We start from the raw sequence: 23,222 nt of genomic DNA on the forward strand, positions 1-23,222 counted from the left end.
GCACTTACGTCTTAGCTACCCACACCGGCGTAGGAGTGCAGGCCGGAGAAGTACACGTTCACAATGGTGAAGTTGAAGACCACGCACAGGTAGCCAACAATAGACAGCCAGGCCGCACGGGTTCCGGTCCAGCCCTTGGTTGCCCGGGCGTGCAGGTAACCGGCGTAGACAACCCAGATCACGAACGTCCAGACTTCCTTGGTGTCCCAGCCCCAGAAGCGGCCCCATGCCTTTTCGGCCCAGATGGAGCCGAACATCAGCGTCAGTGTCCAGCCAACAAACGCAATGCCGTTGATGCGGTAAGAAAGGTTCTCCAGACTCAGCGCGTTTGGCACCAGGCGCATGACGTGGAACTTATCCGGCTTGCCCGAGCCGATAGAGGCCTCGCGCCGAGACTGGAAGAGTTGCAGCACGGACATGGCAAAGGTGAGGGTGAAGAACGCCGAGGACAGAACCGCAATGGAGACGTGAATAACCAGCCAGTAGCTCTGAAGTGCCGGAACCAAGTGCCCAACAGGTGTCCAGAACGCCACGGACGCGGCCACCACCATCACCAGCACCAAGCCAATGACAAAGGTCCCCAGGAACCGCAGATCGCGGCGGGTCAGAACAAGCAAAAATACTACGGCCACAGCAAAAGAGCCAGTGGTGCAGAATTCATACATATTGCCCCACGGCACACGCCCTGCCGCCAACCCGCGGAAGAGCACAGCAAAGCCCTGAACCACGGCGGCCAGTATGGTCAGTGCCACGGCTACCCGGGCTACAACGCGCCGCTCCTTGCCGTAGCGCATGGAGTCCCCGGCCGTGACGCCGTCAGACCCTGCATGGGTCTTGGAGCTGGGACGCACACCGCGGTCCTGTGGACCGGCACCAAGATCCTGGCCTGCGGAACCGCGAGCCGCACCTGAACCCACACCGGCCAGGACGGCGTCCTTCTCCACACCGGCAGCGGCGGCCGTGGCACGGGTGTCGGCTGCGAGGCCGCGCTTGGCTGCCTGGCTAAAAGTAAACAGATCCCACGCATAGGCGCAAAAAGCCACTGCATACGCCAGACCGGCCAGCAGCATGAGCCTCTCGCTCAGCAGGGCGAAGCTTTGATTGATCTCTGGCATTACTGGTCCTTACTTGCCGCAGTGACGCTCTGTGCGGAGTCGTTGATTATTATCTGCTCATCATCATTTTGCCCTGCCGCGTCCATTGGCACCAGCCATTTTGCGTGCAGCGCCTTGTTGATGGCCGCATATTCTCCGGCCAATCGGTGGTCCTCGCCGCGAGCCAGCAGACCAAATTCCACCATGGTGCGCCCGTCTGGGTGGTTACCCGTGCGGACCCAGACACGGCGGCGGTTCAAGAACAAGGAGCCCATGAGGCCCGCCAACGCCAACAATGCGAATACTAGAACGTAGGCCTGACCCGGGTCGTGACGGATATCCAAGGCAGCAAATCGTTTGATGCCATCGAAGCTGATGGTGCCGTTGCCGTCGGGGAGCGTGTAGCTCTGATTTGGTTTCAGAACAATGCCGCCAGCGTCTAGGTTGCGGGAGTTGATCTCCTTCATTCCGGAAGTATCCAAGGTGAAAACGTTGCGCGGCACCCCGCTGTCCAAGCCGAGATCGCCCGTGTAGGCGTTCAAGTTCAGCACCGGGTTGAAAGGGTCAGGGTCAGAGCCGAAGGCCACGCCCTCATCGTTGTAGACCGCAGTGGGCAAGAAGAAGCCAACAAAGCCCAGCTGTTTCGGTTTGGCGTCCGGAACCTTGATCACCATGAGTGAGGTGTAGGCGCCGTCGGTGGGGATGGTGATGACCGGGCCCTGGAAGGCCACATTTCCTTCGCCGTCCTTGACGGTGACAACGGGTGCATAACCGTTACCCACCAGGTAAAGGTTGGTACCACCCACAGCAACCGGCTCGTTGACTTTCAACGTCTTGGTCTTGGCTTCGGCGCCGGGACCGTCCTTGACACTCAAGGTTGCGGTGAAGTCGAGGGGCTGGCCATAGTGCGCCTCTGTTGAGCGGTCGTACTTGACCACCAGCCGGTCCAGTGTTGCCGAGTAGGGGCTCAACCGGCCCTCACCAAAGTTGGCTCCAGGAGTGAAAGTGTCGTACCCGGTGAGGGTATTGACAAACGTTTCTCCCTCCACCAGCACGCGTTGGCCGCTGTAGCCAAACAGACCGCTGAACGCGATGGCGGCCAGCACACCGATCATGGCTGTATGGAAGATTAGGTTGCCGACTTCCTTCATGAACCCGATTTCGGCACCCACTGAGGGCCGGTCCGTGTCTAAGTCACGCACGTCAACACGGTAACGGCGGGCTTTCAGTACGGCCGCAGCATCCCTGACAGCAGTTTCGGCGTCAATGCCGCTGCCGGCCGGGATGGTGACAGTGCCGTATTCTGCCAGGCGGGAAAGCCGCTTGGGGGTGCGCGGCGGCGCCGAGCGCATGGCCTTCCAATGGATTTTGGCGCGCGGCAGCACACAGCCAATCAAAGAAGTGAACAGCAGCAGGTAGATGGCCGCGAACCACGGCGAGGAGTACACGTCAAAGAGCCTGAACCAGTCCATGATGGGACCGGAACCGGGGTTGTCCTTCAGGTACTGGGTCACTTCGGCAGGGGCGGAGGGCCGCTGCGGGAAAAGGGATCCAGGCACAGCAGCAACAGCCAGCATCAACAACAAAAACAAGGCTGTGCGCATGCTGGTCAACTGACGCCAAGCCCACCGGAGCATCCCGCCGAAGCCGAGCTGCGGCAGGACCACCTCGCTGGCACCAGCCTGGGGCGCCTTGCCCTTGGGTTCTTTCACCACTGTCTCTTTCATTAGATTGGCAACCTGACTTCATTAGCGAACCAAAGCTGCAGGTCGTTGATCCAGATCCCCCACAAGCCTGACACCATCAAAACACCCAGCAGGATCAGCATGCCCCCGCCAAAATACTGGAGCCCGCGGCGGTGACTGCGGAAAAATGCGAGGGCTCCGAGCCCGCGGCGGGCACCGAGGGCAATGAGCAGGAACGGCAGTCCCAGCCCCAAACAATAAATAAAGGTCAGGAACGCACCCTTGGCCGCGTTGGGACCGTCGGAGAAGGCGAGCAATTGCACGGCACTGAAGGTGGGGCCAATGCATGGTGCCCAGCCCAATCCAAAGGTTACGCCCAAAATGGGTGCGCCCCACAAGCCGGCCGGCGGCTTGGCATGAATTTTCGCTTCGCTTTGGAACCAGCTCATCCCACCAAGGAACACCACACCCATGAGAATCACCACCACGCCCAGCACCTGGGTGACCCAGGCGGCGTCGGGCCCCATGAGCCAGGCACCCAGCTGACCGAAAACGGCCCCAATAAGCACAAACACCACGGAGAAGCCGAGCACGAATAACCCAATCCCGGCAAACATGCGGCCGCGGCGCTGGTTTTCAAGATCGGCACCGGTCAATCCGCTGACGTAGCCCAGATACCCGGGAACAAGAGGCAGCACGCACGGCGAGAGGAAGGAGACAAGGCCAGCCAACAGCGCCACCGGCATGGCCAGCAGCATGGAGCCGCTCAGAATTGTCTCGGCAAATGGATTGTTCATGAAGGAGGTTGGCCGCTATTTTTCCGTCAGCGCACTGCTGATGAGCGCCTTCAAGGTGCCCTTCTCTGCAACACCGAGGATGCGGGCGCAAACGCGGCCCAACTTATCCAACACGAGCGTGGTGGGCACCGCGGCCGGGGGCACATATTTGGTCATGGCCAGCAGCACCCCGCCGTCCTTATCCGCAACGCTGGGGTAACTGAGCCCGAAGTTACGCTCAAAGGCTTCTGCAGCGGCCTTTTCATCACGAACATTGACGCCCAAGAACTCCACATCCTGAGACTTAAAGTCCGTGTAGAGCGCTTGCAGATCAGGGGCTTCAATGCGGCAAGGTCCACAGGCCGCGTACCAAAAGTTAAGGACGGTGACTTTTCCCACAAAATCAGCTGCGTCCACCGTGCCGCCGTCAAACAAGACGCCCTTGAAGGCCACCGGATCCTTGCGGTCCGCGGCCCCGTATTCCGTGACCGAGCCGTCCCCGGCAATGTAGTTCTTGTTATCTCCGGCATTGGCCTGGTCCGCCAGAGGGTCATTTCCCGAGCAAGCGGCCAGAGCCACCGTCAAGGCTGCCCCGCCAGCGGCAAAAAGCGCCCTACGGCTCATCAAAGAAGTCACGACGCGTTTCTTTCATTTCATGGTTAAGCCATGACTGCGCGCAGACATGACATTTTGTTCTACAGTATGTCGAAAAGCTGATGGTCAGCTGTATGCCGCTCAGGCTCCGGGGGTGGTTGCAGCGCCTGGTAGTAATGCGGCAGCGGGCTCGCTGTACACAACATCGACCACATCATCGCCGTCGAACGTCAATGACGTCAGGGAGGCGAGGGTGCACTCCCGATTGCGGGGATCGTGCCACAGACGCTTGCCCTCAGCGCTGCGGCGCGTGGACCAGATGGGGAGCTGATGGCTGACCATGACGGCTTGGGCCCCGTCTCCACCAATTTCAAAAGCACGACGGCGGGCATCGCGTGCCGCCTCCAGCATGCGCTGCGCTTGGGCTGAGTATGCTTCACCCCACGAAGGCTTGAACGGGTTCACGAAGTAAGGCCAGTGCTTTGGCTTGGCCAGCTCCGCTTTATTCATAACGAGCCCCTCGAAGTGGTTCTCGGCCTCAATGATGCGCGGATCAGTCACAATCTCAAGGCCCAACGCTGCTGCCGTGGGCGCCGCCGTTTCCTGGGCTCGCGTCAGAGGCGAGGCCACCAGATAAACCGGTGCACCAGCGCCGTTCTTGGCGGCCGCTGCAAAGTGCTCCGCCACCATGACCGCCATGGCTCGTCCACGCTCAGAGAGGTGAAACTCGGGGAGCCGGCCGTAGAGGACGCCATTGGGGTTAAAAACCTCGCCGTGACGCAAAAGATGCACAGTTACTCGGGACATGTACCCAGTTTCTCAAAGTTGTTGTGGAAGGGGTTAATCCGGAGCCGAATGAATTTCATTCACTCGGGAATATTAGATGCAAACGCATGCTTATAGTCTGTGACCGGCCGCCACACAGGTGGTTCCAACGCGTAGTTACAACCATTCAAGGAGCAGCACATGTCAGCAACAATCAGTGAATCAACCGGGCTGGCCCAGGGCCTCTGGACTCTTGATAGCTCACACAGCACCGTGGGCTTCATGGTCCGCCATGCCGGCATTTCCAAGGTCCGCGGCCAGTTCACCGAGATGGAAGGCTCCCTGAACCTCGGCCAGACACTGGCCGACGCCTCCGTCACGGCCACCATCACGGCCGCAAGCTTTAGCTCAGGTGACGCCAACCGCGACGCCCACGTCCGCGGCGCCGACTTCTTCGATGTTGATCTCTTCCCCACACTGACATTTGTCTCCACCTCCGTTTCCGGCGATGAAGAAGACTTCGAGATGACGGGGGAACTGACTATCCGGGGCATCTCCAAGACTGTGAGCTTCAAGGGCGAGTTCGGCGGCGTGGCCGTTGACGCTTTCAGCGCCACCCGCGCGGGGTTCGAAGCCAAGACCGTGATCAGCCGCAAGGAATTTGGCCTGACCTGGAATGCTGCCCTGGAAGCAGGAGGCGTGCTGGTCTCTGACAAAGTCACGATTTCCCTCGAAGTTGCCTTCGTGAAGGCTGTCTAGCACCGCCTCGCAACTGAATGCAACCGAAGCAGCTGGAGCAACCTACTTTCTGGAGGTTCTCCTGCCGGTCCGAGATTTTTCGGGCCGGCATTTTGCTGCCCTCCCCATGCGCGGATACTCCCCGAGGGGTGTCAGGTGGATTCTGCTCCCCCGCTCCCCTCGCTCTTGGGATGGGCGGGGATTTGCCGGCAAAATTTTTCTCCAATAGTTGCCACGCAGCAGGTCGCGTAGGGTTTATATGAGACCCGCAGCGGCCCTCTCCATCTCTGGCCGCGATGGGCCTGCCAGCTGGTCAGTGGCTGTACCCGCAACTGATCAGTGCCTGAACCCATTGAGCCCACACATATTGGGCCCGAACCCTTTGAGAGAGCAATCCCATGAGCACCCCCGGTGAAGAGCCTCAAGAGCAAACCCCGCCAGCCCCTAGCAGCCCGCCCATCCCTGGCAGCTACGGCGAAATCTCCCCTGGCGTTCCCCGTTACGGCCAATATGCGCCCGCTGGGTGGGAACTTCCTCAGGAGGTGAAGGACGCACAAGCCGGCGCAAATCTGCCGCCCGCGTTGGCCTATCCGGGCCCGCCGGTCAGCCAATCAGGCATAGCCAGTGCCGGGGGCGCACAGCTGGCACCTCCGGCCCGGGTCAGGATGGCTTGCAGGCTCATTGTTGCAGCCGGAATTATGCAGGCACTCTCCGTCATCGTCCTCCTGGTGGTGCTGCTGGTACCAGCGGCCAAGGCCCCTGTTCTCGATGTCCTCCAAGAGACTCTCGCGGCCTCCCCTGAGCTGGCCGCCGTCTACTCAGATGCGGCACTTCTGGACACTATTTTGTTCCTCGGCTTCGTGTTGAGTATCGTCATGACGGCGTCGTACTTCTTGTTGGCTCGCGCCATTCGCAAAGGGTCCAACGGTGCGCGCACCACTGCCTTGGTGCTGGCTCTGTTCTCGCTGTTGCTTCTAGGACAGCTCAATCCGGTGGCAATTGTTCAGATTGTGCTGGGCCTTGTTGCGGTGTTCTTGCTGTACCGATCCCCCGCCAAGGAGTTCTTCCTCGCCCACAAAGCCCGCAAGAGCCTGTAGCGGCACTGCTTAGACGCCCGGTAAGTCCTCGTCCAGGTGTGCGCCCTGGAGCCGCTGCGCATGATAGGCAAGAATTTGCAGCTCTGTAGCCATATCCACTTTGCGCAAGTTCACGTTGCCGGGAACGCTCAGGGCTACGGGGGCAAAACTGAGGATGCTGCGCACGCCGGCGGCCACCACTCTGTCACAGACAGACTGTGCAACGGCCGCTGGCAGCGCCAACACCACCATGTTGGCCCGTGTGGAGCTCACAACTTTTTCGAGGTTTCCCACATCACTGACACGTAGCCAGCCAATTTCTGTGCCTACCAGCATCTCGTCGGCATCAAGTAGGGCAACTACGTCAAAGCCACGTGATTCGAACCCGGCATAGCGGGCCAGAGCGCGGCCCAAGTTACCGGCACCCACAATGGCAACACGCCATTCATGGGTCAGGCCAAGTGCTTGGGCAATTTTGCGGCTCAAGTTGGCCACTTCGTAGCCCACCCCGCGGATTCCGTAGGAGCCCAGATAGGACAGGTCCTTGCGGACGTTGGCGGAACCCACACCAGCAGACTCGGCCAAGGCTTCCGAGGAGACACTTTCGGCACCTTCGGCCAGCAACGCGTTGAGTGTGCGCAAGTAGAGGGTCAACCGGGACACAGTGGCAGCAGGCAGCTGCCTGGCCGGCTCTGCTACAGGCTCCTCCACGGGCTGCGCTGGGTTCACATCACTACTCCACATTCTCAAAATAAGGCCGCCCGTAGATACTGAACATGCGTCCGCAACGTCCGTGCTGGCCTGCAATAACTCTATGACTTCGCGGGGTCAGAGCCAAAAGCCACGGCCTACTCGCCTCGAAGCGGCAGCGGACGCGGCGGCAAGCGCCCGGCAGCAGGGCCTCAGGAGTTCCCAGTGAGCGCTTGGCTGAGGATGTTGCCCAGGCGGATCGGGTCAATGTGCCAAAAGTCGCGCTGGATCCCGTTAACAAGAACAACTGGGATCTCCTCGCCATAGCGTTCCGTCAGTTCGGGATGGTCATCCAGGCTGACCTCGGTCCAGTGCAACTGCAATTGCGTGGCAATGGTATCCACCACCTCACGTGCGTTCTCACACAGATGGCACCCCGACCGTGTCACAAGCTGTAGGAGTGGCACTTTGGGTAGCTCGGGTGTTGCAGCGGGGTTATTGAGAATAGATTCCATAGCTACAACGGTACTCAACGTAAAGCTACCGGAGGGCCCTGGACCCGTAGGCCCAGCACCATGGGCGCTCTCCGTGCGCGAAATATATGATTTTGCCCAGAGTTAACCCCCGGCAGGTAGTGGCGTGGCAGGCGGTGGCACGAAGCATTGACTAGACTCATTCCATGCCCGACGTGACTTCCAACAGTGCCGAGGCCCCCTCGACTGCTGCAGTGCACCAAGGCGAGGCAGCCTTTTTTGACGTGGACAATACCCTCATGAAGGGCGCCAGTCTGTTCCATGTAGCCCGCAAGATGTATCAGAAGCGGGCATTTACCCTGCAGGACGTTGCCGGCTTCGCGTGGAAGCAGGCAAAGTTCATCCTGCGCGGGGAAAATATGAACGATGTCCACTCCGTTCAGGATTCTGCACAAAAACTAGCCGCTGGCATCAGCACCGAATTCATCCGCCAACTTGGCGAAGAGGTCTATGACGAGATGATCGTCTCCAAGATCTGGCCCGGAACCAAAGCGCTGACCCAGGAACATTTGAAGTCCGGGCGTCAAGTGTGGCTGGTTACCGCCACCCCCGTGGAAGTAGCCGGCGTCATTGCCTCCCGGCTGAACCTGACGGGTGCCCTGGGCACGGTCGCGGAGATAGCGGACGGCGTCTACACGGGTCACCTCGTGGGCGAGATCCTGCACGGACCGGCCAAGGGCCGCGCCATTGAGGAACTTGCTGTCCGCGAAGATCTGGATCTGACGCGCTGCTGGGCTTATAGCGATTCTTACAATGACATCCCGCTGCTGACTACCGTGGGCAATCCTGTGGCCATCAATCCCGACGCAAAGCTTCGCAAGCACGCCAAGGAGAACAACTGGCCCATTTATGACTACCGCTCGGGGCGCCGTGCAGCCACGCTGGGGCTCAAGGCAGCCACCGGAGCCGGAGTTGTCTATGGCCTCTGGAAGGGCATCTCGATGATGCGCAAGCGCTAATCCCTCCACCACTCCCACTATTTGGGGCCTAGAGCATGAAAAAGCACCCGCCCACCACAAGGGTGAACGGGTGCTTTTTTGATAAAGAAGAAGATTTACTTCTTATTGCGACGCTGGTGACGCGTCTTGCGAAGCTGCTTGCGGTGCTTCTTCTTGGACATCCGCTTGCGGCGCTTCTTAACTACTGAACCCATGAAAGTTCCTCACAAACTGCATAGAACAACCTCGAATGAGGCCGTAAACGATTGGTCGACCGATCGCAGGAATCGGTCAAAGCCGAAAATGGATCTTTCCTAGGGTACCGCCTTTACCCTGTATGCGCCGAACCGGGGTTTCCATGAGTCCCTGTGCCATCGACCACTGCCGAGCGCAAATAACTTTCGACGGCGCTTGCCGGGACCCGATAGGAGCGCCCAAAACGCACTGCTGGCAGCTCTCCAGCGTGCACCATCCGGTACACAGTCATCTTTGACACGCGCATGAGCTCGGCAACTTCTTGCACCGTAAGGAAATTCACATCTTGAAGATTTGACTCCTGCATCATGGCTGTTGGGTCCATTTCACTTAGGTGTTAGCCGTCCAGAGCGCGGGTTCAACCGCGTTCTAAACGCTAACTCTAGGTGCTGTTGGGGCCGATGTGAATGGGGCGGATGTTATTTGCCTGTCTTGGCACGACGGCGCTTGGCCCACCAACGGTCGATGATGAAAATGCCAAGAATCCAGCCGCCCTGCCACCAATGAATCAACAAGATTGATTGCTGTGCGCAAGAGAAACCGAATCATTTCCGCCACCACCCCATTCTGGTTGTGCCCCGGTTTCAGCGCCCGTTGAACGCTCCGCTGCTTCGTACGCTATCAGCGCACCTCCAGCCTAACAATATGGCTCTCCAGTACATGGTTTAGAGATGCTTGGTTTAGAGATGCTTAGCGGCGTCTCCATGCCCCCAGCGATGCCTCAGAACACGAAACCGCCGCCCCAAGCCCTGCTTTGACCTACACCTGGTTGCTGGTGCGCCGCACACGTGAGGCTTGCGCCAGCTTGGTCAAGACATCGGCCGTGACGTCCCAGTCCATGCAGGCGTCCGTGACACTTTGACCGTATGTCAGCTCCGCCTCGCCAGCGGCAACCTGCTCAACATTGAGATTCTGGGCGCCGCCCACCAAAAAACTTTCAAGCATGACACCGGCAATGGTGTGCGCCGAGGAGTCGCCTGTTTCCAGCTGGGCCCCAATTTCCAGCGCCACTTCTGCTTGACGGTGGTGGCTCTTGCCGGAGTTGGCATGGCTGGCATCCACGATCAGGCGCGGGTTCACCCCGGACCCGGCAGCCTTGGCGGAGGCAGCCGCCACCTCTGCGGCCTTGTAGTTGGGGCCCTTGCGCCCGCCACGCAGGATCACGTGCGTGTCCTGGTTGCCGGCCGTGCTGACAAGAGAAGCGCGCCCGTCGCCATCAATTCCCAAGAAGGACTGTGCCGCACTGGCTGCGTTGCAGGCGTCAAGGGCAACCTGCAGGTCGCCATCGGTGCCGTTTTTGAAGCCAATCGGCATAGATAGGCCGGAGCTGAGCTGGCGGTGGATCTGGCTTTCAGTGGTACGGGCGCCAATGGCACCCCAGGAGATCAAATCTGCCGTGTACTGAGGGCTGATGGGCTCAAGGAATTCGGTGCCGGTAGGCAGCCCCAGCGCGGCCACGTTCAGCAGAAACTCGCGCGCCAACTCCAGCCCCTTTGCCACATCATGACTGCCGTCCAGGGCGGGATCATTGATCAGGCCTTTCCAACCCACAGTGGTGCGGGGCTTTTCGAAGTAGGCGCGCATGATAATCAAGAGGTCCGCTTCGTGTTCCTTGGCGGTTTCAGCCAGCCGTGCCGCGTATTCCAAACCGGCCTTGGTGTCATGGATGGAGCACGGGCCTACTACCACCAGGAGCCTGTCATCAAGCCCGTCCATGATGGCGCGGACCTGGTCACGGCCACGTTCGACGACGTTGCTTGTGTGGGCATCGAGCGGCAGCTTTGCGCTCAGTTGCGCAGGTGAGGGAAGGGCCGTGAATTGGCTGACACGCAGATTTGCTGTGATGGCTGGGGCTGAGTTTGTGGTGGATTCTGCGGCTGCTGTGATGCTCATGTGAGAGGGTTCCTTTTGCGGGCTGGCAGCGAGCCCCTTTTCAGAAACCCGCCTGGAAATGGCGAAGGACAGAGAAAGATTCTCTGTCCTGTTGGCTCTGAAGGTGATGGATGCGTGTCAGTTAGACGCGGGCTCCTCCAGAGCCAACGAAAAATACGCATACCAACGGTTTGTCATGTCCACACCATATGCCGAAAATTCTTCACCCCGCAAATCGGTCGCGTCACATGTGGACTCTTGAACTGAGCTGCGGCCAGCACCCTAACGCAACGGGTTGAAGTGGCGCATGCTGGCTGGCGGGGTATTGGACGTCAACTCCGCAGCCACCATTTTGCCCGTGAGCGGGCCCAGCGCGATTCCCCACATGCCATGCCCGCCAGCCACGTGCACGCGTGGGGAGCGGGTGGCACCCACCAGCGGGAAACCGTCGGTGGTGCAGGGCCGGGACCCCACCCATTCCTCGGCCCGGTCATCCCAGTTAATACCGGTAAACATGGGTGAGGCTGCGTCCACAATGGCCTTGATACGCCGGGCATCCAAGGGTGCATCAGCGTTCCGGAACTCCATCATCCCCGCCACGCGCAATCTGTTCCCCAAGGGCGTGCAGGCAACACGTTGGGCTGGGAAGTAAATGGGGTGGGTGGGTATGGCCTCCGGGACCACGGTGAAACTGTAGCCGCGGCCTGCCTGCACTACCCGTTTGACGCCAAACTTGCGTGCGAGCGTCCCCAACCAGGCACCCGTGGCGAGGACAACGGCGTCGGCAATCAGGGAACGCCCTGCCGAACCAATCACCTCAACACCGCTGCCGGTGTCCCTGACATCGAGCACTGTGAAGGCCGTGGTCACAGTGGCGCCACGGGCTATCACGGCTTCGGCGAGGGAAGCCATGAAGTTCGGCGGGTCAATGAAGCGCTGGTCACGGATGGCAATGCCGGCCGCAACTCCGGCACCCAGGGCTGGTTCCAGATGGCGGATTTCCTCCCCACTCATGAGAGTGAAGTCCACGTGACCACCCGTTTCACGGATCACATGAAATTCCTTAACCAGGGCATCACGGTCCTTCAGCGAGGCGAAGCCGGTCAGGAAGGGGTCGGCCAGATGCGTGGGCTCAGCGAGCGCCGGGGTGCCCTCGGCAAGTTCTTGGAACGCGTCGATCCCGGACCGACCAAGCTCGGCAAAAATTTTCATGGCAGCCCGCCATTTCCCGGGCGTGCAGTTGCGGGCAAAGCCGAGCAGGAATTTCAGCAGCAAGGGGTCGGTGGAAAAGGGGATGTAGAGGGGGGACGCCGGATCCAGAATGGCCTTGAGCCCATAGCTGAGCACGGAGGGTTCACTCAGCGGAAGCGTCAGTGCCGGGGTCAGCCAGCCAGCATTTCCCCAAGATGAACCGGACGCCACTTCACCCCTATCAACCACTGTGACCTTAACGCCTTGTTCCTGCAGGTACCACGCGGTGGACAAACCAATAATCCCCGCACCAACAACCACTACATGCCCAGGCGCCGTTGCACTGACCACGGTTCACACTCCTTGAGTGAAAAGCCGGAGAGCTAGTTTTCCGGCACTTCCCCTAGGGTATCCGTGATTGCTCCTCCAACGAGCCATTGCCCTGGCAAGCCACTTTTCCGCCAACTCGTGGGGTCAAGTCCACGTCAGTGCAACGCGGTGACAACGAGGTTTCTATAGACTGCCCACAGCGGTGCCATCTGGCGTAAACCCAAGTATCCCCCGCCGATGCCCGGGCCGGTGGCGGGGTCCTCATCCAGCCATTGGAAGATCCGCAGTCCGTTGATCTCAAGCGTGACTTGCGGGCCATCTTTACAGATTTCCATGTGATAGAAACCCTCTGCATCCTCCGGGCTTGGCAGCGGGTCTGCGCCCTGCACCACAAGGTGCGCCCCCGGACTCTTGCGCAGATTACACGTGCGGAAAGCCCTTTCGGAAGCAAACTTACGCCGCTGATAGGAGATGTGAAGCGCTTTGATATCTGAGGAATGGTAGTGCGGATAGAACCCGGTGCGTGGGGCAAGCTCAGGAGAAAAAAGATCGCGGCCGGCGCTGCCTTGAGCTCCAAAGAAGAGCATGGCAAGCCCCTGGCCCTCGAGGGGTTGGAAGTCCCAAGAAATCCGAATCCGGTCCGGGAAAATAATGGGGCACCAGAGGAGGAAATGGGCATGCGCACCCATTTTCACCGGGTCAGCGCTACTGCCCAACACGGCCCCACCGTAGCCGTCCTCAACAGTCACCGGCCCCTCACGCACCCAATCAGCCAGGGACTGCTCCGACATCTCGTTGCTGTACAGCACTGTTTCCCCAGTGGATCGCAGGTTCATGTGGTTCCTTTTGAAAATATCAGGCATGTGCGCCGGTGTGCCGTCTTGAACGTAACCAAGATTGTCCCACTATCCCTTAAAGGAACGAGGGCGCGCTCCCCACGGCAGGGGGAACGCGCCGTCGTACTTCTTGAAGCTGTGAAGCTGTGAAGCTGTGAAGCTTAGATCAAACCCTGCGCCAGCATGGCGTCAGCAACCTTGACGAAGCCGGCAATGTTGGCGCCCACCACGTAGTTGCCCGGTGAGCCGTAAGTATCTGCGGTCTCGGCACAGCGGTCGTGGATGCCGATCATGATCTTGTGCAGGCGCTCCTCGGTGTGCTCGAAGGACCAAGCGTCACGGCTGGCGTTCTGCTGCATTTCCAAGGCAGAGGTGGCCACGCCACCGGCGTTGGCTGCCTTGCCCGGAGCGAACAGGATGCCAGCTTCCTGGAAGACGGCAATAGCACCACTTGTGGAGGGCATATTGGCGCCTTCAGCCAAGGCAACCAGGCCGCTCTTGACCATGCGGGTGGCTGCGTCAGTGTTGATTTCATTCTGCGTGGCACACGGCAGCGCAACGGAGGCGTTGACGTCCCAGACGGAACCGCCTTCAACATAGCTGACAGAGGAACCGCGGCGGACCGCGTATTCCTTCAAGCGGCCGCGCTCTTTTTCCTTGATCTGGCGCAGCAGCGGGACGTCAATGCCGTTCTCGTCCACAATGTAGCCGGAGGAATCCGAGCAAGCCACAACCTTGGCACCCCACTGCTGGGCCTTGGCAATGGCGAAGGTGGCTACGTTACCGGAGCCGGAAACAACGACGCGCTGTCCGTCAAGGGACTGACCGCGGGTCTTGAGCATTTCCTGTGTGAACATCACGGTGCCAAAGCCTGTAGCTTCCGGACGCACCAAGGAGCCGCCCCAACCGATGCCCTTGCCGGTCAGAACACCGGATTCGTAGCGGTTAGTGATGCGCTTGTACTGACCGAAGAGGTAGCCAATTTCCCGGCCGCCAACCCCAATGTCACCGGCAGGAACGTCGGTGTACTCGCCAATGTGGCGGTAAAGCTCAGTCATGAAGCTCTGGCAGAAGCGCATAACTTCGCCGTCAGACTTGCCGCGAGGGTCAAAGTCGGAGCCGCCCTTGCCGCCACCAATGGGCATACCTGTCAGGGCGTTCTTGAAGATCTGCTCGAAACCGAGGAACTTCACAATGCCCAGGTATACCGAGGGGTGGAAGCGCAGTCCGCCCTTGTACGGGCCAAGAGCTGAGTTGAATTCCACACGGAACCCGCGGTTGATCTGCACACGGCCGGAATCATCCATCCACGGCACCCGGAAGATGATCTGACGCTCAGGCTCACACAAACGCTGCAGCACGGCGGCGTCAACAAATTCTGGATGCTTATCCAAAACGGGGCCAAGGCTTTCAAAAACTTCCAGTACTGCCTGGTGGAATTCTTTTTCACCGGGGTTGCGGGCTAAAACTTGCTCCCGGATGGCTTCGAGCCTGGTATCCATGAGTCTCCTGAAAAGGGTGAGGCGCCGTCATGCAGCGCATAAATATTCTCTGTGGCAATTTTCCAGTCATGGTGCCACTTAGACTAATTTTTCTCACAATTCAGTATTTTATGCATGATCATACGTATCTTGATCAAGCAGTAAGATTTTTTTGTTATTTTTAGCTTTTGCGTCGCTTGAACGCGGGTAGGGCGGGCAAGTTAGCCAACAGATCGGCAGCCTTATTCGCCGCCCTGCCCATACTGCGGCTGATTTGTCCGGGTACACCGCCTTCGTATTCATTAGGCTGCGCAACACCGGAGTGCACGCTATCGAAGGGAACCACGGCCGTAGCGTTCCTCAGCTGTTCCGAATCGGTCACGTGGGAAGCAGCCACGGCGGAATCGCTCATGTGGGAATCGGTACCCGCTGCGGCAGGTACCAGTTGGCGCGCAGGCTCCGGCGCAACCACAGGAGCAGAAACCACAGCAGCGGCAGGTACAGCAGGGGCAGGCACAGCAGGGGCAGCCGTAGCCGCGGGGCGAAGCTTCACCACAGGCGCGGCGCCGGGGGCACTGACAACGGCGGAAGTCGCAGCCCCCGCGGTTGTGCTCGCCGCGCGGGCAGCCCCGGTGGCCCCGAGGGTTTCCAACCAGGTGGATACCAGGGCAAGCGGCTCGGTATTGATGAGGTAGTAGCGTTTTTGACCTTGCGCACGCATAGTCACCACTCCGGCTTCACGCAGCACGCGCAAGTGCTTCGAGACTGTGGGTTGGGAAACACCCAATTCATCGACCAGCTGCCCCACCGATTTACTCTCTTGGGCCAGCGCTTCTAAAAGATCCCGACGGGTGCTTTCGGCGATCACCGCAAAGACTTTTTCAACAACCATCCCACTACCCTAGCGACATATGCCGCTCACAGCATCTTGAAACGCTTAAAGAGCTTCAGGGTACGGCCGGGATCAGTCGAACCATGGGTCCAAGCCGTAGAGAGGGAAAACGGCCTTCCGTGTGGCCATGACGGTTCGGTCCAGCGCATCGGAGGGGTTGTAGCCAACTTCCCAGGAACGCCACCAGGTGTCTGCGTCTTCGCTCATGAGCAGGGGTGCAACCTTGCCGTACTTCTCCGCTACATAACTGCGCCACGCCTCAGGAACTGCCGTGCGCAGCGGGACCGGGCGCCCGGCAGCAATCGCCATCAGATGGCTCCATACCCTCGGCACTACGGAGACAATGTTGTACCCGCCGCCGCCCATGGCGATCCAACGGCCACCACACACCTTGTCAGCCAGCGCCGCAATGCTCAGCGCGGCCTCCCGCTGCCCGTCCACACTGGTGTTTAAGTGCGTCAGTTCATCGTCCCGGTGTGAGTCACACCCGTGCTGACTGACAATTACCTGCGGCGCAAAGGCTTCCACCAACTGAGGCACGACGGCGTGGAAGGCTCTCAGCCAGCCGGCATCTGAGGTGCCCGCCGGCAAAGCGACGTTGACAGCGGAACCTATGGCTCCCGGCCCGCCAAGATCGTTGGCGAACCCTGTGCCAGGAAACAGGCTCACACCGCTTTCATGCAGCGAAATGGTCAAAACACGCGGTTCATCCCAGAATATTTTTTCGGTGCCATCACCGTGGTGAGCATCAATGTCGATGTAAACAATCTTGGAAACACCGGAATCGAGCAGTTTTTGGATGCAAAGCGCGGTGTCGTTGTAAATACAGAAGCCGGCGCCCTTATCGGCAAAGGCGTGGTGCATGCCGCCACCAAAGTTCACTGCACGGGGAACGGCACCACTAATAATGGCGTTGGCGGCCACGAGTGAGCCGCCAGCCAGCCGTGCGCTTGCCTCATGAATGCCGGCAAAGACGGGGTCGTCCTCCGTGCCCAGCCCGCGTTCTGGATCACTGAGGGTAGGGTCCTGCCCCACACGATGCACCGCGTCAATGTACTCGCGCGTGTGCACTGCGGCAAGTTCGTCGTCGGAAGCCACATAGGCCTCCACCACATCAACCTGCGGCAAATCAAAGATTCCCAGCTCACGGGCAAGCGTTGCCGTCAGGTCAAGGCGCTTGGGCGACATAGGATGGTTTGGGCCAAAATTGTACGCAGACATAGCCGCATCGCAGACTATGCTTGTCGGGACGGCCGCTGGCCCTGAGCTGGCAATTGATGACATCCATCACAGGCTATCGAAGTCCAGGCACAAATGACGTATCCACGACTTCTTGAGCATTTCGTGGCAGTAACTTACGGCAGGAGGGGAAGTACCGCGTTGGCTGTTAGAACCGCACTTCCCCAATGGCTGCCCAACTGGCCGGTACGCGTTGTAGTGAGCGTCCGCGACTTCGTGGACCGGGTGGCCAATAGTTCCCCCGCCAGGTTGGCGTTAATTGTTTTTGCCCTGGTTATTCTTGCCTTCACTTTTACTCTGTGCCTGCCAGCAGCAGCCCGGGATGGTCAGGCAACCCCCTTCTATGACGCACTGTTCACGGCGGCATCAGCTGTCTGCGTGACCGGGCTGACCACCGTTTCCACGGCCTTGCATTGGTCATTCTTTGGCCAATTGGTGATCTTGATTGGCATCTTCGTGGGTGGTTTGGGCATCTTGACGCTCGCCTCGTTGATGGCCCTCATGGTCAGCAAACGGCTTGGAGTGCGCGGGAAACTCATTGCCCAGGAAGCCATGAACGCTGGCCGCATGGGCGAGGTAGGTACCTTGCTGCGCATCGTCATCAGCACCTCCGTAGCCATTGAGGTGATCTTGGCTTTGGCGTTGGCACCGCGGTTCCTGATCTTGGGCGAGCCCCTCCCCCAAGCCATCTGGCACGCCACTTTCTACTCTATCTCCGCCTTTAACAACGCTGGTTTCACACCTCATTCAGACGGTGTAGTCCCCTACGAAGCCGATCTGTGGATCCTGACCCCGCTCATGATTGGCGGCTTCATTGGCAGCCTAGGCTTCCCTGTGCTGATGGTGCTTTTGGCCACGGGCTTCCGCTTCAAAAAGTGGACGCTGCACGCAAAACTCACCATCCAGGTTTCGCTCATGCTGTTAGTGTCCGGCGCCATCCTGTGGGGTGCCATGGAGTGGACCAACCCTGACACCATTGGCGGGATGAGTGTGGGAGACAAGATCACGCACTCCGTGTTCGCCTCCGTCATGACCCGGTCCCTTGGATTTAACCTGGTGGATATGAATGCCATGCATTCTTCCACCATGTTGCTCACCGACGCCCTCATGTTTGTGGGTGGCGGTTCGGCCTCAACAGCAGGAGGTATCAAGGTCACCACCTTGGCTGTGATGTTCCTGGCCATTGTGGCCGAGGCCCGGGGTGATAACGATGTGAAAATCCACGGCCGCACCATCCCCCAAGGCACCATGCGCGTGGCCATCTCTGTGATTATGATGGGTGCCACCTTCGTCATGATTGCTTGCGGGCTCCTGCTGGCCATCTCCGGGGAAAGCCTTGACCGGGTACTTTTTGAGACCATCTCGGCCTTCGCCACCGTGGGACTGAGTACGGGGCTCAGCGGCGAGCTGCCGCCGTCGGGCAAGTACATCCTGTCCGCCATGATGTTCTTCGGCAGGGTGGGCTCCATCACCCTGGCCTCAGCGCTGGCTCTGCGCCAACGCCGCCAGCTGTACCACTACCCGGAAGAGAGGCCCATCATTGGCTGAGAAAATAGACTCCAGCAACCGCCCACCACACAACGCGCCCGTGTTGGTGATAGGTCTGGGCCGCTTCGGGGCTGCCACGGCACACCAACTGGTCAAGCAGGGCCGCGAAGTCTTGGCTATAGAACGCGATCCGGCCCTGGTTCAAAAGTGGGCGGGCGTGCTCACCCACGTGGTTGAGGCCGACGCCACCAACATTGACGCGCTGCGCCAGCTCGGCGCGCAGGACTTCAGCTCCGCCGTGGTGGGTGTGGGTACCTCCATTGAATCCAGCGTGCTCATCACGGTGAACCTGGTGGATCTGGGCATCGCGCACCTGTGGGTCAAGGCGATCACGCAGTCGCACGGCAAGATCCTGACCCGCATTGGCGCCAACCATGTCATCTACCCCGAGGCCGACGCCGGTGTCCGCGCCGCGCACCTAGTGGGCGGGCGGATGCTTGACTTCATCGAGTTCGACGACGATTTCGCGATCGTAAAAATGTACCCGCCCAAGGAAACACAGGGCTTTACGCTGGAGGAATCCAAGGTCCGTTCCAGGTACGGGGTGACAGTGGTTGGCGTGAAATCCCCGGGTGAGGATTTCACGTACGCCCAGCCAAATACTCGTGTTTCCAGCCGAGATATGCTCATTGTTTCAGGCTATGTGGACCTGCTGGAGCGCTTCGCCGCCCGGCCCTAACCTCACATTTTATACGCGGTGTGCGTCTACAGGGCAGGAGGTTTTTTGATAATGCAACACCTGATTATTGACTCGCCCGTGGGCCTGCTGACCCTTGTGGAGAACCGCGCCGGGTTGGCGGGCGTGTACATGGCCGAGCATAAGCGCCGCCCAGCGTGGGAGACGTTGGGTGACTTGGTTGGGCCCCCAGGCTCACCGGTGCTCTGCGCCGCGGCTGAGCAGCTCGGTGAGTATTTTGCCGGCTCGCTGCGCGAGTTTACGATTCCACTGGCTCCCGTAGGCTCTCCGTTCCAGCAGCGGGTTTGGGATGCGCTGAGTCAGATTCCTTATGGTGAGCTGCGAACGTATGGGGCGCTAGCGTCAATGCTGGGCGATCCCTCCATGGCGCAGGCCGTGGGCTCTGCCAACGGCCGCAATCCCCTCAGCATCATTGTCCCGTGCCACCGCGTGGTTGGTGCCGATGGTTCACTGGTGGGCTATGCCGGCGGCTTGAAGCGCAAGGAGTTTCTTCTGGAGTTGGAGAACCCAGCGCTGGGGCACACTGAGGCGCTGTTCTAGGTGAGGCTGTTCTAAGTGAGCATGAACGAATCGGGCGGGGCCGGATTGGCACGGGCAGCGGCTGCACCCCGTGCAGCTCCACCGCCCTTTGAGATGCTGGTTTCTGCCCACGGAACCGCCGTGCTGCGGGTATGCCGGGCGATGGTGGGGGTTGTGGACGCCGACGATGTCTGGCAGGAAACCTTCCTGGCAGCCCTGCGGACCTACCCGACAGCGCAAAAGGTTGTGAATTGGCAGGCCTGGCTTGTCACGATCGCACGCAACAAGTCACTGGACCACTTGCGCCGCACGGCCCGCGTCCCGGAACCCATGGATACCGCTGGTGACGGTCCGCTGGAAGGCGGGGACGTCGTCGTACATGCCGTGGAGGCAGGTGAAACGGCTGCGGCCGTGTGGGCGGCGTTGGCGAGGTTGCCGCAGCGCCAGCGCGAGGCCGTTGTCTATCACCATTTGGTGGGGCTGCCCTATGCGGAGGTGGCGGCTTTGTTGGGGAATTCGGAGGCGGCTGCGCGGCGGGCCGCCTCTGATGCAATGGCGGCGCTGCGTGCTCTGCTGGGCGGCGATGGCAAGGGACACGGAAAGGATTGAGGGGCAATGAGTGAGACTGGAATTCCGCAGATTTTGGCACCGCTTACCGGCGGCGAGGCTGCGGCCTTGGCTGCGCTGGCCGGGCACTTTTCTGCTGCCGCGGCCGCCGAGGGGCTGGTGGATGTGGCCTACCGCGTAGTCGATTCGCCGGTGGGTTCACTGTTGTTGGCCCGCACAGAGGCCGGGCTGGTGCGGGTGGCCTTCGCCTCCGAAGGCCACGATTCCGTGCTGGACTCGCTAGCGGCGAACATCAGCCCACGGATATTTCTGGCACCGGCACGCCTTGATGAGGCTGCACGCGAACTGGATGAGTACTTCGCCGGGCACCGGAGGCGCTTCGATCTGACCTTGGATTTTAGGCTTGCGCAAGGCTTTCGGCGCGAGGTTCTGGATTATCTGCCGCAGATCACGTACGGGCATACGGCCAGCTACGCCACGGTGGCTGCCATGACGTCCAGTCCGCGGGCTGTGAGAGCTGTGGGGACAGCGTGTGCCCGCAATCCACTGCCGCTGGTGGTTCCCTGTCACCGGGTTGTCCGCTCTGACGGGCGCTCAGGCGCGTACCTGGGTGGCCCCGAGGCCAAGGCCCTGCTGTTAGCGCTGGAAGCCGCCTCCTGACCTGCCCTTGCCCCAGCCCCCGTGCGGACCCTATCCCAGCAATGGGGCCCATCTGCCGGACCCTATCCCAGCTATGGGGCCCAGAGCTATAGCGTTCTGACTCAACTAACCGTTGCTGCACTAGCGTCGTGAAAAATGTGACCAATGCTGCACTAGCGTCAGTTGAGGGCGGAAAGCTCCTTCGTGATCTCCGCGGCCCTTGCTGCAGCTGCTTGAGCACCCTTACGGATAATTCCGGGCAGGCCTTCGCGATCAAAGCTGGCGATGGCTTGTTCCGTGGTCCCTTTGGGACTTGTCACGGCACGGCGCAGCTCAGTGGCGTTGGCCCCCGGCTCCGCAAGCATCATCCCTGCCCCTGCTACGGTCTCGCGGGCAAGCACATGGGCTATCTGGGGCGAGAGCCCAAAGTCCTGCGCCGCAGCCGCCATTGCCTCAGCTAAGTAAAATGCGTAGGCCGGGCCGGAACCGCTGATGGCTGAAACAGCGTTTTGCTGATCTTCTGCAATATCCAGGACCACACCCGAACCATCGAAAATCTCATGGGCGCTGGCAAGATGATGCTCGTCAACGGATGATCCGGCGGATAGCGCCACAACGCCCCTGCCAACCTTTAGCGGCGTGTTCGGCATGGAACGCACCACGGGCTGTCCCGGGCGCAGCGCCCCTTCCAACTGTGCAAGCGAAACCGCTGCGGCAACGCTGATCACCACAGCGTTGGACTCGAGCGAACCGGCAATTTCTTGGCACAAGGCCGTGATCCCTACCGGCTTGACGCCAAGGATCACCACGCTTGCCCCCTCAACAGCCTGAGCGTTGGCACCGGATTCCTCATTTGAGGCCAGCGCCGTAACACCGTGCCTGATTGCCAGTTCATTGGCTCGCTCCGGGCGGCGCACCGTGACAACAACCGACAGCGGCGATACCCCCGCGGCCAGCATGCCCGCCAGAATAGCCTCGCCCATAGAGCCACAACCCAGAAACACAATCTTTTTCATCATGTCTCCATCTTTGCTTTGCACCGGCAACACACGCAAGCTGGGGCAACGCAGAACCCCGGGTTCAGGGCTCAGAAGGCGCACAAAAATTGTTTAACGGCAAATGCACAGCTTGCGCCCGGGCTATTCTCAAGAGCCGCCCGTAGTCTTTTAAATACCTCATAAGGGTGCGAGTGATGATCGGATTGGTCTTGTCCTGAAGACCAATCAAATCGCCGGAGATCTCGCCAGTGATTCCCCCCATCCACTGGTGACGACGTCTCCGGCGATTTCACGTTAAACGCCTCTTGGCCCCGACAAGAGATAGCCGCAGCGCCGTCAGCACACGGTACCGCCAACGCACCGAGCCCTCAGCGCACCGAGCCCTCAGCCCACGGTGCCGCGGCCGCTGGCCCGCTAGGGCGCTGTCTGACCCAAATGCACTCGCGCAAATTCAAGGGTCTCGGCCAGCCATTCCTCGCGCTGCCCGGCGCCCTTGGCCTTGCGAGTGGAAACTTCGGCGACCACCGCGCCGTCGAACCCGTTATGGGCAATGTGCTGGAGCACCTCAACGCACTCCTGCGTGCCGCGTCCCGGAACCAGGTGCTGGTCCTTTGTAGACGGGGAAATCCCGTCGGTGAGGTGGACGTGGCGCAGCCGGCTACCGAGGGCCCGCACGGCGTACAAGCTCGAAGCGTCGGCCGTGGCAGCATGCGAAAAGTCCCAGGTAACGTCCTGGTAGTCCATGCGCACCGGATCCCAATGCGGCAGATAGGCCAATGCCTCGCGTCCGCGGACACGCCACGGGTACATGTTTTCCACTGCAATACGTACTCCAAAAGCGTCAGCAATATCGCGTACACCCTGGGCAAAGGTTTCGGCGTAACCGTTCTGCCAGCGGAACGGCGGATGCACCACCACTACCTCGGCTCCCACATCCACCGCCATCTGGGCTGAGCGCTGTACCTTGTTCCAGGCACTGCCCCAAACCTGCTGCGTCAACAAGAGCGTAGGCGCATGGATCGCCAAAATGGGTTGCTCATACCGTTCGGCCAGCCGGTTCAGTGCGGATGAATCCTGGCTGTCACCGTTGTGTGTCACGAGCACCTCGACGCCGTCGTACCCCAAATCCGCCGCCACCGCGAACCCGTCATGCACCGAAAGTGGATACACAGATGCCGTGGAAAGTGCCACGGGAATGTGCCGCCGTGGAGCCTTGGGAACATCGACGCCGTGATTAGGGCTGGTTGAATCCATAGGTCCTGACATCCT

Annotated in this window: 25 protein-coding genes; 8 read left to right on the top strand and 17 right to left on the bottom strand. The window is 60.1% G+C overall.

The window, feature by feature from the left end:
• Nucleotides 1-11: 11 nt before the first annotated feature.
• From ccsB to CVS29_RS04365, 5 genes are all read right to left on the bottom strand, one after another.
• Complete coding sequence (ccsB, locus tag CVS29_RS04345) at nt 12-1,115, bottom strand: c-type cytochrome biogenesis protein CcsB (protein ID WP_110105117.1); 1,104 nt, start codon at nt 1,113-1,115, stop codon at nt 12-14.
• Nucleotides 1,115-2,821, bottom strand: coding sequence for a cytochrome c biogenesis protein ResB (resB, locus tag CVS29_RS04350; RefSeq protein ID WP_110105118.1), 1,707 nt, complete (start codon nt 2,819-2,821; stop codon nt 1,115-1,117). Before resB ends, ccsB begins: the two co-directional genes overlap by 1 nt.
• Nucleotides 2,821-3,576: a cytochrome c biogenesis CcdA family protein gene (locus CVS29_RS04355; RefSeq protein ID WP_110105119.1), complete on the bottom strand. Its 756-nt coding sequence runs from the start codon at nt 3,574-3,576 to the stop codon at nt 2,821-2,823. The genes resB and CVS29_RS04355 overlap by 1 nt, the downstream gene beginning before the upstream one ends.
• A gap of 15 nt (nt 3,577-3,591) precedes the next feature.
• On the bottom strand, nt 3,592-4,179 hold the full coding sequence (locus CVS29_RS04360; protein WP_179442507.1) for a TlpA family protein disulfide reductase: 588 nt from the start codon (nt 4,177-4,179) through the stop codon (nt 3,592-3,594).
• Between the two features lie 111 nt (nt 4,180-4,290).
• Complete coding sequence (locus CVS29_RS04365; RefSeq protein ID WP_110105121.1) at nt 4,291-4,956, bottom strand: histidine phosphatase family protein; 666 nt, start codon at nt 4,954-4,956, stop codon at nt 4,291-4,293.
• Nucleotides 4,957-5,115: 159 nt separating this feature from the next.
• On the opposite strand from CVS29_RS04365, the gene CVS29_RS04370 reads away from it, so the two are divergent.
• Together CVS29_RS04370 and CVS29_RS04375 are read left to right on the top strand one after the other, a co-directional pair.
• Complete coding sequence (locus CVS29_RS04370; RefSeq protein WP_110105122.1) at nt 5,116-5,673, top strand: YceI family protein; 558 nt, start codon at nt 5,116-5,118, stop codon at nt 5,671-5,673.
• Between the two features lie 377 nt (nt 5,674-6,050).
• Nucleotides 6,051-6,749, top strand: a complete 699-nt coding sequence (locus tag CVS29_RS04375) for a hypothetical protein (protein ID WP_110105123.1) — start codon at nt 6,051-6,053, stop codon at nt 6,747-6,749.
• Nucleotides 6,750-6,758: 9 nt separating this feature from the next.
• Here CVS29_RS04375 and CVS29_RS04380 read toward each other — a convergent pair whose 3' ends face one another.
• The gene (locus CVS29_RS04380; RefSeq protein ID WP_110105124.1) at nt 6,759-7,472 is read right to left on the bottom strand and encodes a redox-sensing transcriptional repressor Rex; all 714 of its coding nucleotides are present in this window, start codon (nt 7,470-7,472) and stop codon (nt 6,759-6,761) included.
• 158 nt (nt 7,473-7,630) lie between these two features.
• Complete coding sequence (locus tag CVS29_RS04385; protein WP_110105125.1) at nt 7,631-7,933, bottom strand: glutaredoxin family protein; 303 nt, start codon at nt 7,931-7,933, stop codon at nt 7,631-7,633.
• A 164-nt stretch (nt 7,934-8,097) separates the two neighbouring features.
• Between CVS29_RS04385 and CVS29_RS04390 the strand changes: the two genes are divergently transcribed.
• Nucleotides 8,098-8,910, top strand: coding sequence for an HAD family hydrolase (locus CVS29_RS04390; protein WP_110105126.1), 813 nt, complete (start codon nt 8,098-8,100; stop codon nt 8,908-8,910).
• Nucleotides 8,911-9,005: 95 nt separating this feature from the next.
• Here CVS29_RS04390 and CVS29_RS04395 read toward each other — a convergent pair whose 3' ends face one another.
• The 8 genes from CVS29_RS04395 to CVS29_RS04430 form a co-directional block, all read right to left on the bottom strand.
• The gene (locus CVS29_RS04395; RefSeq protein WP_074712200.1) at nt 9,006-9,104 is read right to left on the bottom strand and encodes a 30S ribosomal protein bS22; all 99 of its coding nucleotides are present in this window, start codon (nt 9,102-9,104) and stop codon (nt 9,006-9,008) included.
• A gap of 113 nt (nt 9,105-9,217) precedes the next feature.
• A complete protein-coding gene (locus tag CVS29_RS04400) occupies nt 9,218-9,454 on the bottom strand; it encodes a helix-turn-helix domain-containing protein (protein ID WP_110105127.1) in 237 nt (78 codons plus the stop codon).
• 449 nt (nt 9,455-9,903) lie between these two features.
• Nucleotides 9,904-11,037, bottom strand: coding sequence for a 3-deoxy-7-phosphoheptulonate synthase (locus CVS29_RS04405; protein ID WP_110105128.1), 1,134 nt, complete (start codon nt 11,035-11,037; stop codon nt 9,904-9,906).
• 261 nt (nt 11,038-11,298) lie between these two features.
• Nucleotides 11,299-12,558 carry an NAD(P)/FAD-dependent oxidoreductase gene (locus CVS29_RS04410; RefSeq protein ID WP_110105129.1) on the bottom strand — a complete coding sequence of 420 codons (1,260 nt, stop codon included), beginning with the start codon at nt 12,556-12,558 and terminating at the stop codon, nt 11,299-11,301.
• 134 nt (nt 12,559-12,692) lie between these two features.
• Entirely contained in the window at nt 12,693-13,373 is a 681-nt protein-coding gene (locus tag CVS29_RS04415; RefSeq protein ID WP_110105130.1) for a DUF1961 family protein, read from the bottom strand.
• A gap of 161 nt (nt 13,374-13,534) precedes the next feature.
• A complete protein-coding gene (gene gdhA / locus CVS29_RS04420; RefSeq protein WP_110105131.1) occupies nt 13,535-14,875 on the bottom strand; it encodes an NADP-specific glutamate dehydrogenase in 1,341 nt (446 codons plus the stop codon).
• A 160-nt stretch (nt 14,876-15,035) separates the two neighbouring features.
• Complete coding sequence (locus tag CVS29_RS04425) at nt 15,036-15,746, bottom strand: ArsR/SmtB family transcription factor (protein WP_110105132.1); 711 nt, start codon at nt 15,744-15,746, stop codon at nt 15,036-15,038.
• Nucleotides 15,747-15,818: 72 nt separating this feature from the next.
• Entirely contained in the window at nt 15,819-16,967 is a 1,149-nt protein-coding gene (locus CVS29_RS04430) for an acetoin utilization protein AcuC (protein WP_110105133.1), read from the bottom strand.
• A gap of 93 nt (nt 16,968-17,060) precedes the next feature.
• On the opposite strand from CVS29_RS04430, the gene CVS29_RS04435 reads away from it, so the two are divergent.
• Genes CVS29_RS04435 through CVS29_RS04455 form a run of 5 tightly spaced genes read left to right on the top strand, consistent with a single transcriptional unit; the run spans nt 17,061 to nt 20,976 of the window.
• The gene (locus CVS29_RS04435; RefSeq protein WP_110105134.1) at nt 17,061-18,533 is read left to right on the top strand and encodes a TrkH family potassium uptake protein; all 1,473 of its coding nucleotides are present in this window, start codon (nt 17,061-17,063) and stop codon (nt 18,531-18,533) included.
• A gap of 40 nt (nt 18,534-18,573) precedes the next feature.
• Complete coding sequence (locus CVS29_RS04440; RefSeq protein WP_110105338.1) at nt 18,574-19,212, top strand: potassium channel family protein; 639 nt, start codon at nt 18,574-18,576, stop codon at nt 19,210-19,212.
• 51 nt (nt 19,213-19,263) lie between these two features.
• Nucleotides 19,264-19,770, top strand: a complete 507-nt coding sequence (locus tag CVS29_RS04445) for a methylated-DNA--[protein]-cysteine S-methyltransferase (RefSeq protein ID WP_110105135.1) — start codon at nt 19,264-19,266, stop codon at nt 19,768-19,770.
• Between the two features lie 21 nt (nt 19,771-19,791).
• A complete protein-coding gene (locus CVS29_RS04450; RefSeq protein WP_110105136.1) occupies nt 19,792-20,358 on the top strand; it encodes an RNA polymerase sigma factor in 567 nt (188 codons plus the stop codon).
• A 6-nt stretch (nt 20,359-20,364) separates the two neighbouring features.
• A complete protein-coding gene (locus CVS29_RS04455; protein ID WP_110105137.1) occupies nt 20,365-20,976 on the top strand; it encodes a methylated-DNA--[protein]-cysteine S-methyltransferase in 612 nt (203 codons plus the stop codon).
• A gap of 158 nt (nt 20,977-21,134) precedes the next feature.
• Here the strand turns inward: CVS29_RS04455 and proC are convergent, their stop codons facing one another.
• Both proC and CVS29_RS04465 read right to left on the bottom strand, forming a co-directional pair.
• Entirely contained in the window at nt 21,135-21,974 is an 840-nt protein-coding gene (proC, locus tag CVS29_RS04460; protein WP_110105138.1) for a pyrroline-5-carboxylate reductase, read from the bottom strand.
• Between the two features lie 393 nt (nt 21,975-22,367).
• Nucleotides 22,368-23,207 (bottom strand): sugar phosphate isomerase/epimerase family protein, encoded by an 840-nt coding sequence (locus CVS29_RS04465; protein WP_110105139.1) that lies wholly within the window; start codon nt 23,205-23,207, stop codon nt 22,368-22,370.
• Between the last annotated feature and the right edge of the window lie 15 nt (nt 23,208-23,222).

Source organism: Arthrobacter psychrochitiniphilus (assembly GCF_003185915.1).
In the GTDB taxonomy this organism is placed as follows: domain Bacteria; phylum Actinomycetota; class Actinomycetes; order Actinomycetales; family Micrococcaceae; genus Specibacter; species Specibacter psychrochitiniphilus.

Excerpts from the sequence above, each read along its gene's own strand:
- CVS29_RS04445 (WP_110105135.1), top strand. The coding sequence starts at position 19,264 with ATGCAACACCTGATTATTGACTCGCCCGTGGGCCTGCTGACCCTTGTG.
- CVS29_RS04415 (WP_110105130.1), bottom strand. The coding sequence starts at position 13,373 with ATGAACCTGCGATCCACTGGGGAAACAGTGCTGTACAGCAACGAGATG.
- CVS29_RS04360 (WP_179442507.1), bottom strand. The coding sequence starts at position 4,179 with ATGAGCCGTAGGGCGCTTTTTGCCGCTGGCGGGGCAGCCTTGACGGTG.
- CVS29_RS04400 (WP_110105127.1), bottom strand. The coding sequence starts at position 9,454 with ATGATGCAGGAGTCAAATCTTCAAGATGTGAATTTCCTTACGGTGCAA.
- proC (WP_110105138.1), bottom strand. The coding sequence starts at position 21,974 with ATGATGAAAAAGATTGTGTTTCTGGGTTGTGGCTCTATGGGCGAGGCT.
- CVS29_RS04430 (WP_110105133.1), bottom strand. The coding sequence starts at position 16,967 with ATGTCTGCGTACAATTTTGGCCCAAACCATCCTATGTCGCCCAAGCGC.
- CVS29_RS04465 (WP_110105139.1), bottom strand. The coding sequence starts at position 23,207 with ATGGATTCAACCAGCCCTAATCACGGCGTCGATGTTCCCAAGGCTCCA.
- resB (WP_110105118.1), bottom strand. The coding sequence starts at position 2,821 with ATGAAAGAGACAGTGGTGAAAGAACCCAAGGGCAAGGCGCCCCAGGCT.
- CVS29_RS04395 (WP_074712200.1), bottom strand. The coding sequence starts at position 9,104 with ATGGGTTCAGTAGTTAAGAAGCGCCGCAAGCGGATGTCCAAGAAGAAG.
- CVS29_RS04375 (WP_110105123.1), top strand. The coding sequence starts at position 6,051 with ATGAGCACCCCCGGTGAAGAGCCTCAAGAGCAAACCCCGCCAGCCCCT.
- CVS29_RS04365 (WP_110105121.1), bottom strand. The coding sequence starts at position 4,956 with ATGTCCCGAGTAACTGTGCATCTTTTGCGTCACGGCGAGGTTTTTAAC.
- CVS29_RS04380 (WP_110105124.1), bottom strand. The coding sequence starts at position 7,472 with ATGTGGAGTAGTGATGTGAACCCAGCGCAGCCCGTGGAGGAGCCTGTA.
- CVS29_RS04355 (WP_110105119.1), bottom strand. The coding sequence starts at position 3,576 with ATGAACAATCCATTTGCCGAGACAATTCTGAGCGGCTCCATGCTGCTG.
- ccsB (WP_110105117.1), bottom strand. The coding sequence starts at position 1,115 with ATGCCAGAGATCAATCAAAGCTTCGCCCTGCTGAGCGAGAGGCTCATG.
- CVS29_RS04455 (WP_110105137.1), top strand. The coding sequence starts at position 20,365 with ATGAGTGAGACTGGAATTCCGCAGATTTTGGCACCGCTTACCGGCGGC.
- CVS29_RS04425 (WP_110105132.1), bottom strand. The coding sequence starts at position 15,746 with ATGGTTGTTGAAAAAGTCTTTGCGGTGATCGCCGAAAGCACCCGTCGG.
- CVS29_RS04390 (WP_110105126.1), top strand. The coding sequence starts at position 8,098 with ATGCCCGACGTGACTTCCAACAGTGCCGAGGCCCCCTCGACTGCTGCA.
- CVS29_RS04405 (WP_110105128.1), bottom strand. The coding sequence starts at position 11,037 with ATGAGCATCACAGCAGCCGCAGAATCCACCACAAACTCAGCCCCAGCC.
- CVS29_RS04435 (WP_110105134.1), top strand. The coding sequence starts at position 17,061 with ATGACGTATCCACGACTTCTTGAGCATTTCGTGGCAGTAACTTACGGC.
- CVS29_RS04370 (WP_110105122.1), top strand. The coding sequence starts at position 5,116 with ATGTCAGCAACAATCAGTGAATCAACCGGGCTGGCCCAGGGCCTCTGG.
- gdhA (WP_110105131.1), bottom strand. The coding sequence starts at position 14,875 with ATGGATACCAGGCTCGAAGCCATCCGGGAGCAAGTTTTAGCCCGCAAC.
- CVS29_RS04450 (WP_110105136.1), top strand. The coding sequence starts at position 19,792 with ATGAACGAATCGGGCGGGGCCGGATTGGCACGGGCAGCGGCTGCACCC.
- CVS29_RS04385 (WP_110105125.1), bottom strand. The coding sequence starts at position 7,933 with ATGGAATCTATTCTCAATAACCCCGCTGCAACACCCGAGCTACCCAAA.